The following is a 15,865-nucleotide window of genomic DNA, read 5'->3' as shown; positions in this document are numbered from 1 at the left end:
TCTTTTCTGCCGCATCAAAACATGCCAGACATTATTTTACGCCTATGAATATACCACTTCATCTTGTTCAATACTCCGTCAGTATAATAAATACTCTTTCTATATTCATCAACCACAACCTCCCATATCCATGTCGTTTTTCTGTTTTCAATTCCGCTCATATCATCTTATATTGTTCATATATTCTATTTATGGCAGATGCTTTTAGTTGTTAGAGTTTTTCTACTCTACACATCAAAATGGTATAGACTGTAACTTTAATGAAATAGACATAAGTTGTTTCCACTCTGCAAACTTACATATTTTTTTCGAGTTTTACTGGTTTTCCTACTATTTTTATTGGAGAGAAAAAGAGTTTCAAGGAGTAAAAATACACACAACACCTATAGTTAACAAGACTTCAACACCATTCTTCATTTCCCGCTTCTACAATTTTCTATCCATATTCCCCCCTTCTATCCGATTTACATCGAACATATAACAATGACAGGTAGTATCTCTATATTCATTATTCTTAAAGAATACGAAAGGGAAATCCCCCTGCAAAAAGAGGCATTTCCCTAACCTGTTTTAGGTAAAACTCCTCTTTGATACGGCGAGGCTTGGCTATCTTTGCAATAGATCAATACAGGAAACAATATTTCCTCGGAGATAAAGTAAGAGAATGTCTAACAATATAAAAACCTACGATTATGAAACGATTACTGATGATAGTGGCTGCTTCGGTTGCAATAGCGCTGTCGGCCAACGCAATGGGATACAGAGAGGCCTGCGAGGAGGCACGTTACTTAACCGATAAAATGGCATATGAGTTGGGACTTTCGCCACGAGAATACCGACGCGTATACCGCACGAACCTCGAATATCTGCTTAGCGTAGACGATTACGATGATCTCTACACACGTCATTGGCGCGCCCGAAACTCGGCATTGCGCGTGGCTCTGAGCGGCAGACAGTGGAGCCTGTTCATCGGAACCGACTATTTCTATCGTCCGCTCTCGTGGCGTAACGGTGGCGTAGTACTCAATATTCGTTCATATGCGCCACGTTATAGGGCGCCACGTTACTGTCCTCCGCCTCCCAGACCATATTGCAGGCCGCGCGATGGGTGGGACCGACCGCACGGAGACTTCAAATATAAGCATCATAAACACCATAGACATTATAAACACTACGACGATGACGATGATTAATGATGCCACAGAACATTCTCGCTTTCCTTGGTATTGTTCTCCAAGAAAAGCGAGAATGTTCTTTCATTAATTACTTCTTTACAACGGGAAAGGCCGAAATTCTGAGACGAGCCGCACCCATCGGCACCAAAGTAATAGTCTCTAAAGTATCGCTTTTTACAGCATCTTCGGCAGGAAGTACACCGCAGAGGCCGGTTTCATCTATTTTCCACGAGGGAATGCGACGACCTTTAGCCCTAAATTCCAAGGGCACATTTTCTAACGAGAATGGGAAGTTATCCGTAGGCATCGGATTTTTGAGTATCTCGAAAATACCAAGCGAACTATTCGGAGCTACCAGTAAAGCATAATTCCACGGGCTATCGGCATAAATCTCCCACGCAGGCCACTGCGACGCATCGGCATTTTTCTGCCATTTGCTGTCGCCAATGGCGGTCTCAGTGCTGCTGCGTTGTACATATCGCTCCTTAATCTTGAGCGAGAGTGTCAGCGGACCATAGTCAATGCTCGCACTGTTTTTGTTGACTTGCCACCGGCGTATGTGCAGCGTCATCGGTACATGTAAGGTTATTACATCGCCCTTCTTCCAGTTATACACCATACGAATATACTTGCCGCTTACGGGCTCCGCGTTCTGTTTCACACCGTTGATGCTTACTTCGGCATTGTTTGTCCACGAAGGAATACGCAAATATATGGGGAAACGCCCGCCGCCCTTGCTAATGGTGAAGCATATCTTGTCGCTGAAAGGATAATCGGTTGTCTCCGTTATCGTTACCTTCTTGTTTCCTTCCACCTTTACTTCTGCCTCGCAAGCTGCATACAATGCCACGGCAACACCATTGTCGGGGGTGGCATAGATCAAGTTCTCGGAGTAATAAGGCCATCCTTGCGAATGATTATGCTGGCAGCAACGGCTGCTGAAAGGATTCATGGAAAGGAAAGGACCGCTGTTGTCTATGCCCGGATGATGGTTTTTAGAATCGCTCTGTACCATGTTGGGCGAGGTGATATAACGCAACGCCTTGAAGTCCGGCATGACGGCTGCAGGATAGGTATTAAAGGCAACATCTTCGCAATTATCTGCCCAATAAGTGTCTCCGGTGAACCGAAGCATAATCTCGTCGGATGCCATCTGCTCCACCATTCCGCAGGTTTCAACACCCTGACGCGGATCGATATATCCCATGCGTGCATTCTCATCGGCGCCGAACATGCCGCCCGGCACCTGTCCGAACGTACGACGAATGAGCTGCTGATTATTATACGAAGCATCGAGAAAAACCTTTTCGCCCGTGAGCATGTAATAAGTGGCAGGCTCGCGAAAGCATTCCGCAATATTCACGTTATGCCAATTGGGAAATGTGGAGGCCTGACACCAGTCGGCGGTATTGCGGTGTATCTTCCGTGCCAAATCGAGCAGAAAGGTATCACCCGTACGGTTATAGAGCCAGAGCACGGTATAAAGGTTATCTCCACCGCGGCTTTTCTCCCAATAATCCTCAAGAAAATGGTCGTCGGGAAGCGAGAGTTCCCACTTGAAGTACTTGGTCATCAGGTCGAGGACACGCCGGTCGGCCGTATATTCATAGTAAGATTGCAGCGTGGTGAGCATGATCATCTGTGCCCAGAGCTCCGGTTTGCCGTTCGATAAATTGACAGGTCCGAACGATCCGTCGGCACGCTGGCTCTTGAACACGGCCTCGATCCACGTCTTTGTCTCGGCTATCATCTTCTTGTCGCCGAGGATATAAGCAAGACAGCTGTAGCCCTTGAGCCAGTAAGGTACCTCTTCCCAACCGTGGTCTCCGCCGTTTGTCAGCCATGCATTGTTATTTTTGTCCAACCAAGCCGATATTTCACCGAGATGACCGGTAAGTCCGTCGCGCTGTAATTCCAAGTAACGCCCCAACCATCCGGCAGGCCTGATGCTGCCGACAGGGAGCTTCATAAAAGCCACCTGCTGCAACGGAGCTCGACTATTAATATAATTTGCACTGCGGGCATGACGGTCAGGCCCCTCTACCACCTTTATTTCTGCCGTTTGGGCAGAAACACTAATGGTACTGCCCCCAAAGAGAGACAGCACCATTAATATAATAGATAATCTGAACTTACTCATCCTGTTATTGCCCTTCCTCTGACCATTGAATTGCATAATCAGGATTTTTAATCTGTGTATTGAGCTTGCGTTCGAGCGTCAACGTACCTTGGGCCGTGTAAGACATCTCATAGCCCGGCACAGAAGTATAATCCACGTAAGTGTAATTTACATTATTGATGATTACATAACGATGCTTCAGGTAAGGTCTCACCTCATCCATCTGCTCGTAGACACGGAAAGAAGCCTTGCCGTCTGTCTGGAATTTAAGATCGGCATTATCCGACCAAAAGGTAACTGTTCCTTGCGTCTCACCATTAAAGCGGGCATATATCTTGTATTTGGCGCGGTCGGTACGAGTTTCATCGATATTTCCGGCATAAAAGAACACTGTATTTTCGTCTACAACATAGGCACGCGATGTTTCAAGACCGATGGCATTTGCAGGATCATCGCTGTTGGCAAGCGTCAATGTCGTAGCAGAATAATCTCCCGAGAAATTGTTGTAAGGATAAATACGGAGCATAGCCTTTGCATAATTCTTGCGGGGATGTGCGGCGTAACCATACGATGCGTCGTTCAATATCTTGATGGGCAGCACCCACTTGTCGACCATATCGATGTTCTTGAAGTTGAAACGGATGTCGAGCAGGCCTATATCCTCTCCCGAATTAACTGCAACAGTTTCCGGATATGTAGCATAGTTACTCATGTCTACATAATAAAGGTCGCTGCGATTTTGATAGCGAGCGTAGTTCAGAATGCCTAATGTATCGGTATCATGCGCCACATGTACGGTAATATTATTACCATTCTGTGTAGAACCGCTCATAATAAGCGGCAACAAATAGTTTGAAAGTCCGGCCTCTCCGAACTGCAGATTGCCGTCATCGGTGTGGCGGCTGTAAGGCACATAAACTGCAGTTACGCCATTATCATTGAGCGGAGCTTTGAAACTGACATACTGTACATATTGCTCTTTTGTCCATTCATCATTGCATGATGCAGTCAATAGTAACATTGACAACAGAAACATCATGAATATAGATATGTGTTTCATATTCATTCTAATTTACAATTAATCATTATAAGTCCAACCCGGATTTTGGGTTAACTTCTTGTTACGTTTCAATTCGCTATGAGAAATCGGCCAGAAATACATTCTGTCAGAGAAAGTTGCCGATAGGTTATAGGTAGGAATTACCTTCTGGAATTCGTCTCGTTTGGCCTGTGTTTGGAACACGTTTAGACCATACACTCTTTTCGACTCCTCGATCGGAGCATCCATCCAACGGCGAAGATCGAAGTAACGCTTGCCTTCTCCCATAAATTCTATCATGCGCTCACGTTTGATTTTGGTACGCAGTACATCCTTATCTGAATATTCTGCACTTGTGTAGTCGGGCAATCCGGCACGAATACGAACGGGATTGATGCCCTTTTTCATCTCTTCCACATCACGGCCGATGGTATAAGTAGTAGAGCCATCCCATGAAGCGATCTGGTAAGTACCGTTGAGTTCGTTCAATGCTTCGGCATACATCAACAGGATATCTGCATAACGAATAGCGGTTTCTACTTTTTCACGAATTGTAGAATAACGATCGCTTGTATTCGAAATATAGTCGTAAGGGTTATACCATTTCCTGCAACCGATACCGGTACGCAGATAAGAGAACGCATTCAGATATCCGTTACCGCCTGCACGATAATAGAAAATCTGTTTATTGCGTTTAGCTACCGAGGGATCACCAAGGCACTCCCAAACAGAACCGTTGAATGCTACAGAGGCATAGAAACGAGGTTCACGCTTGACATATTGCAAAGATACGTTTATTCCGCCTTTCGAAACGCTGGCCGAAAGCTCCGGATAAAGTCCGTTACGGATATCGGCACGAGTAGTCCACCCCGTTACGCGCTCGGAACCGTCGCCACCATTCATCTCGCTGTCTTTACCGGGAACATCTGTTCCGTCGTTCATATAGTAGGCATCTACCATCTTTTGTGTCAGTCCGTGAGTATTCCATCCGCCAAGACTTACGGGCATTTCATGCACAACCAACGCACCAATACCGAACTCATTATCGCTTGTTGAGATGTTGCTGACACGTGAGAAAATCAATTCGGGATTTTCTGCAGCATTTACAACTCCATCGAACAAGCTACGATAAGACAAATACGGATCGATATCTTTCCAGCCATTAGGCCAATTCTTCGTAGAGAAATTACCGTCATCAGGAGGAGTTATTGTAACCGGAGCATCATCTGTGGCCGAATTGCGATAGCTCGCATGATACAAGTCATACACACCGAGATTCATTACATCTTTACAAGCCGCTGCAGCACGTGCCCATTTAGCTTCATCGTACTGCATGGTGAGCAAGGGTGTACCATCGTAATTAACCAACTGTTTGGCTGCGGCATCCGTCACACCGGCAGGATGACTGCCGTTTGCCAATTGCCCATTTGCCAACGGACTCGCCGCATAAATATAAGCAATAGCACGCGTTGCCAAGCAAGCCCCCTTAGTCGGACGAGCTGCATTTCCCTCATCACGCTTGGTGTACTTTATCTCTTTGGCAGCCTGTATCATCTCTGAAGAAATATAGTTGGCTACCTCTTCATAGGTACTGCGTGGCGTTGCAATGTCATCATAGCTCTGTGTGTAGTCTATGCCATCATCAGGAATAATTGGAACAGGACCGTATTTACGGAGCAATAACCAATAATAATAAGCACGTACAAAACGGGCTTGCCCCCGATAATCTTCGATCTGTTCGGGCGTCATCTCTTTATTACGGTAAATATTATGGATGAATACAGATGCTTGGAAGATGCCCTTGTAGCAATTATACCATGCATCTTGTCCCACATTCTCGTCATACCTGCCTTCATGAAATGCATTGTAAGAAGCGAAATTGCCGTCTTTACTATCGCCATACGTATTATCACGGTCACCATAATACATATCATCGTCGAAGCAGAAAGGATTAAATGCCCCGCCACCGCCACCGGTTCCGCCCTTTGTTCCTACTTCTGCATTCACACCTTTGAGGAACGAATAGGCGTATGCAAGCCACTCCTCCGACTGTGTTTTTTCGGAAAATACAGATTCGAGCGTTTTACGATCCTCGAAATATTTGTCTGAGTCGAGGTCTACACATGAGTTGAGAAGAGCTCCTGCACCGATAATCGACATCAAGAATATAGAAAATTTCTTATTCATAATCATCATATTTTTAAAGACTTAATTGCACACCTGCCGTTATTGCCTTTGTGATAGGATAATCCTCACCACGTGGCTGGAGCGATTCAGGATCCCATGTATCGAACTTCTTGGACAAGAAAAGCAAATTACTTCCCGATACATAGAAGCGAATATTCGTAAAATGGAGTTTGGTTACCAACGTTTTGGGCAAGGTATAACCAAAATCAAGATTCTTCAAACGGAGATAACGGCCATCGCGAAGCCAATAGGTAGAAGCGCGATAATTATTATTATTGCCTCCGTAACTCAAACGCGGATAAGATGCATTGGGGTTCTCGGTAGCCGTGGTCCCTGAAATATCAGAAGAAATCCAACGGTCATCGAGCATACCCTTGAAGATATTGCCCCATTGTCCTTCGCTGAATGCATAAACGCACTTACCATAAATCAGGAACGTAGACTTGCCCGCACCTTGGAAGTGCATATTGAAGTCGAAACTTTTCCACTGTACAGAAAAGCCGAGGCCATAAATCAAGTTCGGTCTGCTTGTAGCACCGATCGCCACTTCATCGCCACTATTAACAACACCATCGCCATTGACATCCTTGTACTTGATATCACCGGGCTGTACGGTTCCGAACTGTTGCGTTGGACTGTTGCGGATATCATCATAGTCTTTGAACAATCCGAGAGCTACGAGTCCGCGCACTTGATCCACACGGTAGCCTTTCTGATTTTGGTAAGGATAAACATTATTCTCCTCATCGTATTCAAGTATCTCGTTCTTGCTGTAAGTAACATTGCCTCGCACGGTTACGCCTACCTTTCCGATATTTTGCTCGTATTTGAAGTTGCCGTCGAAGCCACGAGACCTTACAGCACCCACATTGGCTCTTGGGTAGTTGTTACTATTAAGTTCAAGACCTGTTATTCCCGGCAGATATTTACGTTCTGTATAAATACCGGTACGCTTTTCATTAAAGTAATCCATAGTCAGAGAGAACTTATTATCGAACAAAACAAGGTCTATACCGACATCATTCTTGTGTGCAACTTCCCAAGTAACATTGTTCGAAGCCATCTGTGTATAATGCAATCCGCGATACCAAGACCATGTACTACCGGCCAAGCCAAAATTATATTGTATTGCATCTCCGGTACTCCCGATGTTATAAAGATAGGGGAAGCGGATTCTCTCATCTCCTCTTCTCATATCATCATTCCCCACCTTACCATGCGAATAACGTACCTTGAACATGTTCAACCAAGGAGCCACCTTTTGAACGATAGGTTCTTCACCAATATTCCACGCCACAGACCATGCCGGGAAAAAGCCCCAACGATGTCCGTCGGCAAAGTTCTCGGAACCATTATAACCAAAGTTATAATCCAAGAAATAACGATTCTTATAATTATAGGTGAACTGACTGGCCAATCCCATATTCTTTCTTGAGACGGAATTCTTTATATCGGTACCAAGATTTTGCGTAGTGATGTCCTCATCTTGGGTAAACTTTACGTTTACACCCAAATTATGAGCCTTGGCAAACTGGCGATCCCAGTGCAAGAGCAAATCCAAGAATTCGCGACGTGAGCCGTCGTTCTCCGTAAACTGATACATATCACGAGCATCTAACATCTTCTCGAATATTATCTCGCCCGTATCGGTATCGCGTTTAGTTGCCGAATACAGAGCAGGAATACGACGATGATGAATATTATTCTTGTTATAGGTATCATAGCCAAAGCGGCCGGTAAAATGTAATCCTTTTGTTATGAAGTCCAAATTCTGTTCCAAGGTTACATTCGTCTGAATATTATTCTCCCAATTTTGATTATATCCTGTTTGCGTTGCAGACACCCACGGATTAACATAAGCAACTTGAAGGTTCCCATCATTATCCTTATACCCTCTCGACGGTACGTATCCGTTAGAATACAATACAGGAGAATACAAAGGATTATAACCGAGTATCTGTCCCCATACTTGATCATCGCCAAGCCCCGGACTGTTGCGTTTAGATAAGTCGCCGGAGATACCAAGTTTCAATACTGTTGTCTTAGTTATATCGATATCCACGTTTAAACGATAGTTCCAACGCTTATAATTGGCATTTGTATCGTACTTCTTTTTTAAAGTTTCATCGGTCTTATACATACCTTGATCTTCGGTATACGACATAGAAGCATAGTAACGTGATGTTTCGCCGCCGCCACTAAGGTTCAGATTGGCACGATAACTGAAAGCTCCGTCTTTCAATAACAAATCTTTCCAGTCTACATTAGGATACATATCAGGATCAAGTCCCGACTTGATAAGTTCTATTTCTTCCGGTCTGTAAAGCACACCGTAGTTACGTGTGATACGCGCCTCATTAATTAAATTGGCATATCTTTCTCCGTTTTCGAACTCCGGAGTTATCGTACGTGTGTTATAAGAAGTTTCTACTTTTCCACTAATATTGATCTTTCCGGCTTTACCGTGCTTGGTGGTAATCAAGATAACGCCATTAGCACCTTTGGAACCATAAATAGCCGTTGCCGAAGCATCTTTCAAAACCGAGAAAGATTCTATATCCTCGATGTTGATATCATTAATATTCTCACGTTCGAAACCGTCTACAAGAATGTAAGCAGATTTACCTGCACCGAAAGTAGAAATACCGCGAATCCAGAATTCCGATGTATTCCTACCGGGCTGTCCAGATGTTTGGAAGGCCATGATACCCGGGACATTTCCGGCAAGGGCATTCGTAAAATTAGAGGTGGAATAATGTTTTAAATTATCCACGTCTACATTCGTAACAGCTCCCGTTACCGTAAGTTTCTTTTGGGTTCCCATACCTGTAACCACCACTTCGTCGACTGCATTGATTTTCTCTTCACTCAATGTTACGTCAATAACATGCTTATCACCTTTTATCAAGACTTCTACATTCTTAAAACCGATGTAAGAAAATACCAATGTCTTATAAGGTTCTACCTTTATTTTATAGTGACCGTCAACATCTGTAATTACACCAAGTCCTGTAGCGTCTTTAACGGTTACATTAACACCGATGATCGGATCTCCCTGCGCATCGGATACGGTACCGGTAATTTCAAGCCGTTCTTGTGCCAAGGCATTAATAGTTATACCCAACAGCACAATCAACATTACTAAATATTTTTTCATATTCATAGATATTAACAAGTTTTACTTAATTACTTGTATTTTCTTCCATCGTAATTGTTCTAATAGTACAGTTTCGAGAATCCAAAATATAGAATATAAGCGTATTCTCTCCTGTAATAGCATCCCTATGGAAATCATTTACCAATCCTGTAGGATTATTGAAACGTGCAACACTACGAAGCTCTCCATTTTCATTTCCTTCCGTCTTACCATCGGCATGAGTTGCAGCACTTCCTCCGGCATAAGTTCTGACAATACCCTCCGGAGTAAGATACCTGATTGCATTATTATAACTATCGCAAAAATAAAAGTCGTACACATCATCGCGTCCTTCTTTTACATATTCATCGTTCTTAACGAAAGTTCCCTGATAAGGATGATTCATCAGTACATTCTTTCCTACTCCATCGGCAAAACCGCCCACTTTCATCTGGCCTGCAACTTGATAAGGAGGAGAGAACCGTTTGGTACGCTCATCATAATCAGTACGGAGAATATAATTCCGATTGATAACGACAATATAAGCATACTTGCCAGAAGGATGGATGTCTATTTGAAATTCCCAAGCCGTATCTTGGATAGTGAATAGTTTTTCAAAAGCACCCGTTCCTGTAGAAGAACCGCTCGCAGAGTCATACAAATTATCATTAGCATAAGGATCCCATGCTGTCGATGCCTCAACAGACTCCCAATACTTTTCCATATCAAGGCGTAAAACCTCGCCATTGGTGTAGCTGGTAAAATAGAGTTCGCCGTTTACAGGATGTAGCGAGGCACCATTACATTGACGATAGCAAGCAAGAAGACGATGAGGAGAAGTGCTGCTGAACTCTCCATTTGCATCACGGTCTACGATATACACAGAGTGGGCTTGATAGTTATTATCGTCATTATCGGCAGAGATGATAAGATGTTCACGCCAACGCTTTTGTTCGGCAGTAGCACTTGCGAGCCACGCATCATCGCTACGTCCTAAAATCGTGCCGCTGTCATCGTACTTGAACGGATCGACAGCAAAATCGATCGTACGCAGGCGTTCGTTGCTAAACATACTTAAAGGCAATATGGTTTTTACATTCTTCTCTTTTAAATCGAGTAATTGGATACCATGCGCAACACTTCCATAGTAAGGTTCTTGGTCATAAACAATAAACAGCTGATCATGATTATAAGGCGAGAACTGCATAACACCGTAATTACGGAAACCGGAACAGGTTTCAAAAGGCCCGTCGTTCCACCCTTGATCGTCGCGTTCGTTCTTGTATCCGCACAACTTACCGACCACCATCTTCCGCAAATAGTCAAAATTCTTAGAGGCCTCTGCGGTTTGAGTTCCTACAGAAGCATCGCCCACGGTAACGGCTATTTTTCCAGTAAAAGCTCCTGAAGGCACGTAGCAATACAAACAATTACCTTTTACACTGACAAGTCGGGCCGCCTTTCCTCCTATATTAACCTTCACTTTAGAGGTATCGTTTCCGAAATTGCTACCATAAATAACAAGTTGCTGCCCTACACCGCCAGACTCCGGAGTGAACTCGGAGATGCTTACCGGCTTGGAAGGATCATATGGATCAGAACTCTGTACTCCGACATAGTTCTGTACAGTTGTAGAATCGTTACAACTCGTCATTACAAACAGCATCAACAACGCTGCGAAAATCCCTAACGGAATAAAGCGCATAGTTTTAAGGTTTCTATTCATAATTATAGTTATTAAGTTATTATCAAAGTTTTATCGTTTCTTTGCAAGTTTATCGGCAAGCACTTTCATCCAATAGCCACCGATTACGGAACGCGCTTTAAAACCTATCATCTTGGCGGTCTTAGTGTCATGCCAGTCGCTAATAGGCACTCTCGAGGGTGTCTCTTCAATATATGTATACAAAGGATCGACGAACTTGAGGAACGTCTTGTTATCGTTAGACATGGCTGCAGTCCACATAATCCAGTCGCTCTTGGTATAATCCTTACGGCTGTCGAGTGGCAAACCGTACTTATTCTGCCGGCCGAGATAATACTTGATTTCGCGGTTCATGGCATCGTTGGGGAAGATATTCGTGGCCCACAGCTTGTCCCACACCATATTATATTTCTGGCTCCATGTGCCTGTACGGTCGAAAGCCAGCCGATAATGATCGCCTTCGCGGGCATCCTGCTCCCATTTGGCCGCCATTTCTTTAGCCTTGTCCATATACTTGTCTGCCGTTGTAATATCTCCTTTCATGCGTGCCATCTTTGCAAATCCGGCCACACCCATAATGGCTTTGATGGAAAGGTTGCAATTGTGTGCCCAATGTCCGGCGAAATCGTCGGTACATAGTTGGTTAGACGGATTCTGTCCGTTCTCGGCCAAATAGTCTGCCCACGTCTGCATAATGTCCCAATATTTGCTTACATAATTCACATTTCCATCAAGGTCGGTAAGTATCGCAGCAAGGGTAAGCATATTGCCTGCCTCCTCGAGCGGCATATCGCCGCCATACACCTGTCCGTTTGCCCGCGGATAAGTCCCTAAATCGTGCGCAGCGAAAGGTTTCGTCCATCGTCCCGAACGGCTATACTCGAAGATACTCGTCATCATTCCCTTTTGTAATTCGGGATTATATATAAGGAACAGCGGCGCACTTGGATAGGTAAGGTCTACTGTATTTACGCACCCGTTGGAGTTATTCTCCTTGGAGAAGAAGAGCAGATTTCCCTCATTATCGCGGAAGAGCTTGTGTGCAGCGATGACATGTCGATAAGAGCCCGAAAGTATTTCGGCATATTTTGCATTTCCGGCGGCCAGCCCGTCGTCGTAGATACGCTTGTCGAACGCACGACATTCGCCCATTATCCGTTCATATTCCTGCTTCAGTTCGTTGAAAGCTTGGAAAATGGTCTTACCATTGCGTGCCCAATAACCTTTATAACGATGATACATGTACTCGATATCGTATATTTCGTCGTAGCCAAGCATGGCGAAGCTCGCCCCCGTCTGCATTGTTCCGAAGTCGTGTACATACGCCAATGCAGGCATTTGGGATGCCTTATAGCTCACAATCTTTTTCTGCGAAGGCGCTAATTTACCTGAAGAAACAAAACTATTCTCCATCTCTTGCACCGGTGCAAGGCTCACTTCGCCATTCACCGCAGGCAGATACAGGTAGCCCCAGTCTATACAAATACCGTCGCCCGTCTTGGCCAGTATCGGCTGATCGATGGTTCCGGTCTTCAGAAAATCGATTCCGTCTTTGCTTTCATGCGTAGACATTGTTGGTTGATTAGCCTTGTTTACGGCCATTAGCGGCGAGGCACCGAGGTAGAACTGCACATTGTGCGCTTTCTTATCCGTAGAACGAACCTGATAGGATATATAATTAATAGGTGTAGACAGCAGGTCTAAATTATCGATCAACATCGGTGCGGTAAACACAACATCAAGCTCTACCGGCCCGCACTTAAAAGTATAATAGGTGTTCGTGGCAAGTACGTCGACACTCTTCTGCACAGCAGTCTTCACTTCGGCACCCTTCTTCTTCACGTTTTTGAACACTCCAAAGTCCAAATAAGCCCCTCCGGCAGTGTTATGACAGTGTGCTGCAATCAGATTACGGCCCGATTTCAACAGCCCTTTCAACTTTCCATCAAGGTGAAGTATCTCGCCTGTTTTCCACGTCTCGCCCGTATCGACCACTTTTGTGCCGTTAATATACAATTCGAAAACGTCATCATGAGAATAAATCAGATACAAATCGGCGTCTGCATCCGCATTATTCAGCTCGATTGTACGGCGCACATAGATATCGGAATGCTCCTCTGTCCAGCGTGTTCTTACATCCGGATACTCCTGCGAACCGAAAGCGCCCTGTTCATCTTTCCATCCATTCGCATCGAAGTTTACGGTCTGCCACCCCATTTCCGGTTTTTTACGGGTAACAGATGCACTCCACGCCGTCTCATCTGCCATAGGTGCAATCGGTTCAAGAATATATTCCTGCACCGCACCCATAAAACGATAAGTCACTCCATCTACCCGAAGCAGTCCGTCTAACGGCTTTTCATCGTTCGTCCAATGCCGTGTTGTTCCGTCGGTTAGCTTGTCGTAAGGCGACCAAACAGAGAAATAAGGATCCGAAACCACCAAAGGTACCGATGGCAAACGCAGGTTTGTAGCCTTATAAGGCTTAAAAACCTCTGCTGTTTGCGCCACTATATACATAGTTAAAACGCATGCAACAGCAAGCATAAAAATTCTTTTCATTCAAGTTTTACGTTCTTAGTTAATCTAATTTAACACATAGTCTACGATCTTTATCACCTAAAAGGATGATATTGATCAAAAGAAGTCACTTCTTTATGTATTTCAGTTAAGGTGCTACAAAGATATAACTTTTTTCATAAAAAAAGAAAATATGCTTCAAATTATCAAAAAATACCGATAAAAATACGAAAATATTCAAGAAGCAGACATACAGCATCCGAATCATATACATATAAGATATTTTCCGCAATCAGTCATATTACGCACAGATTTGAGATAAATAAGGTGCAAAAACAAAAAACATATTTTTATCACTATTTATCACCAACCTATGGAAATCATTGTATTTCAACGATTTACACGTCGATTTACGCCTATAGATACAACCATACGCAAGAGGTTTACAGTCTACATAACGACCGTAAACCCCAAAAATAAAAAATCTATATTTAATTATCGTTTGGCTTGAACGAGCAAGTCGATCTTCCCATCGTCTATCAGTTTCAGTATCAGTTCGCCGAACAGTGTGTTTTGCCATGCGAACCACGAGCGGGTAAAGTTCGCGGCGTCGTCTTTATTGAACGATTCATGCATAAATCCGGTGCCTGCATCCGTGCGCTGCAATGCCTCTATACACTGCTTAATCTCCGCATCATCGGTGCTTGTAAAGGCTTTCATCATAATCGTCATGGGCCAAATCATGTTGTAGCCCGTATGCGGACCGCCAATACCTTGCCCTGCTTTCCCCTTGAAGAAGTAGGGATTGTCGTCGCTCCAAACGAAACGACGGGTATTCTGATAAATGGGATCGTTCGCATCTACGTCTCCTAAATAAGCCATACCCAACAGGCTCGGCACATTGGCATCGTCCATAAGCAGCTGACTTCCATAACCGTCTACCTCGAAAGCATATATTTTGCCGTATTTGGGATGGTCGTAAACGGCATATTTTTTCAGTGCTGCCGCCACTTCATCGGCCAAAGTTGTGCACTGACCGGCCAGTGCAGCATTACCGTTCACCTTATTCAATATCTCTGCAGCCTTACGCAACGAGCTTACAGCCATAAAGTTAGAAGGAATAAGGAAGAGGAATGTGGTTGCATCATCAGACGGACGGAATGCCGATGCAATCAGTCCGACGGGCTTCACCGGCGTTCCTAATCCGCCATTGGCCATGGTTTCGGTTGTACGAGTAGTCCATCTTTCGAACTTATAAGGCCCGTAACCGCTTTTACGTTGCTGATCATGGAATACTTTTAGAATGTTCTTCATCGCCTGCATCCATTCTTCTCCGAACACCGATGTATCGCCCGTGACCTGCCAATAGTAGTAGGCAAGGCGCAAGGGGTAACAAAGCGAGTCGATCTCGTACTTGCGTTCGTGCAATTCGGGCTTCATGTCGGTAATGTCTTTATCGAATTCGCTCCCCGTAGGCCCCATGTTGAAAGCGTTTGCATAGGGATCGATATTGATGCACTTCAACTGTCTGAGGATGACACCCCGCAGCATTTTCTTGAGTTTGGCATCCTGATTGGCGAAGCGTACATAAGGCCAGACCTGTGCACCCGAGTCGCGCAACCACATTGCATGTATATCGCCGGTGTACACAAAGGTGTCGTCTTTGCCGTCGAAATGCACGGTCGTGTCCATCGTATTCGGGAAACAGTTCTCGAACATCCATGCAAGATAGGGATTATCTTTTAGGAGTTTCTTCACTTCTTTGATTTTTTTCTCCACTGCATCCGACACAAACAGGCGTTTCTCCATAGGTGGACGGTTGGTTTTCAGCTTTGTATTGTCTTGAGCTACCACTTGTATCTCCGATAAGGCATTGTTATTTTTCGCCGACACGGTGTTGGCAGACATGCCGAACATTATGGCTACTCCAGCTAAAAATTCAATTTTTCTATTCATGATATATCATTTAACAGTAATAAAATTC

At 44.4% G+C, this 15,865-nt stretch carries 9 protein-coding genes; 1 reads left to right on the top strand and 8 read right to left on the bottom strand.

Features of this window, described 5'->3' with window-relative positions:
* Positions 1-14: 14 nt before the first annotated feature.
* On the bottom strand, positions 15-161 hold the full coding sequence (locus HMPREF0663_RS12075; RefSeq protein WP_004369972.1) for a hypothetical protein: 147 nt from the start codon (positions 159-161) through the stop codon (positions 15-17).
* A 531-nt stretch (positions 162-692) separates the two neighbouring features.
* Here HMPREF0663_RS12075 and HMPREF0663_RS08290 point away from each other — a divergent pair.
* On the top strand, positions 693-1,193 hold the full coding sequence (locus HMPREF0663_RS08290) for a hypothetical protein (RefSeq protein ID WP_016665219.1): 501 nt from the start codon (positions 693-695) through the stop codon (positions 1,191-1,193).
* A 70-nt stretch (positions 1,194-1,263) separates the two neighbouring features.
* Here the strand turns inward: HMPREF0663_RS08290 and HMPREF0663_RS08285 are convergent, their stop codons facing one another.
* The 7 genes from HMPREF0663_RS08285 to HMPREF0663_RS08255 all read right to left on the bottom strand — a co-directional run bounded on the left by HMPREF0663_RS08285 (position 1,264) and on the right by HMPREF0663_RS08255 (position 15,789).
* On the bottom strand, positions 1,264-3,285 hold the full coding sequence (locus HMPREF0663_RS08285; protein WP_231375159.1) for a beta-L-arabinofuranosidase domain-containing protein: 2,022 nt from the start codon (positions 3,283-3,285) through the stop codon (positions 1,264-1,266).
* Between the two features lie 34 nt (positions 3,286-3,319).
* Positions 3,320-4,360 (bottom strand): DUF4973 domain-containing protein, encoded by a 1,041-nt coding sequence (locus tag HMPREF0663_RS08280; protein ID WP_004369968.1) that lies wholly within the window; start codon positions 4,358-4,360, stop codon positions 3,320-3,322.
* Positions 4,361-4,372: 12 nt separating this feature from the next.
* Positions 4,373-6,520 (bottom strand): RagB/SusD family nutrient uptake outer membrane protein, encoded by a 2,148-nt coding sequence (locus HMPREF0663_RS08275; protein ID WP_016665221.1) that lies wholly within the window; start codon positions 6,518-6,520, stop codon positions 4,373-4,375.
* A gap of 13 nt (positions 6,521-6,533) precedes the next feature.
* Entirely contained in the window at positions 6,534-9,683 is a 3,150-nt protein-coding gene (locus tag HMPREF0663_RS08270; RefSeq protein WP_004369966.1) for a SusC/RagA family TonB-linked outer membrane protein, read from the bottom strand.
* Positions 9,684-9,702: 19 nt separating this feature from the next.
* The gene (locus HMPREF0663_RS08265; protein ID WP_004369965.1) at positions 9,703-11,382 is read right to left on the bottom strand and encodes an IPT/TIG domain-containing protein; all 1,680 of its coding nucleotides are present in this window, start codon (positions 11,380-11,382) and stop codon (positions 9,703-9,705) included.
* 30 nt (positions 11,383-11,412) lie between these two features.
* Positions 11,413-13,923, bottom strand: a complete 2,511-nt coding sequence (locus HMPREF0663_RS08260) for a glutaminase family protein (RefSeq protein WP_004369964.1) — start codon at positions 13,921-13,923, stop codon at positions 11,413-11,415.
* 453 nt (positions 13,924-14,376) lie between these two features.
* On the bottom strand, positions 14,377-15,789 hold the full coding sequence (locus HMPREF0663_RS08255) for a glycoside hydrolase family 125 protein (RefSeq protein WP_374188040.1): 1,413 nt from the start codon (positions 15,787-15,789) through the stop codon (positions 14,377-14,379).
* Between the last annotated feature and the right edge of the window lie 76 nt (positions 15,790-15,865).

It is taken from the genome of Hoylesella oralis ATCC 33269 (genome assembly GCF_000185145.2).
Taxonomy (GTDB): Bacteria; Bacteroidota; Bacteroidia; order Bacteroidales; family Bacteroidaceae; genus Prevotella; species Prevotella phocaeensis.
The sequence above is the reverse complement of the archived record's forward strand: the minus strand, read 5'-3'. Positions and strand labels throughout refer to the sequence as shown.

Coding starts and splice junctions, on each gene's coding strand:
- HMPREF0663_RS12075 (WP_004369972.1), bottom strand. CDS start 161: ATGAGCGGAATTGAAAACAGAAAAACGACATGGATATGGGAGGTTGTG.
- HMPREF0663_RS08290 (WP_016665219.1), top strand. CDS start 693: ATGAAACGATTACTGATGATAGTGGCTGCTTCGGTTGCAATAGCGCTG.
- HMPREF0663_RS08285 (WP_231375159.1), bottom strand. CDS start 3,285: ATGGTGCTGTCTCTCTTTGGGGGCAGTACCATTAGTGTTTCTGCCCAA.
- HMPREF0663_RS08280 (WP_004369968.1), bottom strand. CDS start 4,360: ATGAATATGAAACACATATCTATATTCATGATGTTTCTGTTGTCAATG.
- HMPREF0663_RS08275 (WP_016665221.1), bottom strand. CDS start 6,520: ATGAATAAGAAATTTTCTATATTCTTGATGTCGATTATCGGTGCAGGA.
- HMPREF0663_RS08270 (WP_004369966.1), bottom strand. CDS start 9,683: ATGAATATGAAAAAATATTTAGTAATGTTGATTGTGCTGTTGGGTATA.
- HMPREF0663_RS08265 (WP_004369965.1), bottom strand. CDS start 11,382: ATGAATAGAAACCTTAAAACTATGCGCTTTATTCCGTTAGGGATTTTC.
- HMPREF0663_RS08260 (WP_004369964.1), bottom strand. CDS start 13,923: ATGAAAAGAATTTTTATGCTTGCTGTTGCATGCGTTTTAACTATGTAT.
- HMPREF0663_RS08255 (WP_374188040.1), bottom strand. CDS start 15,789: ATGTCTGCCAACACCGTGTCGGCGAAAAATAACAATGCCTTATCGGAG.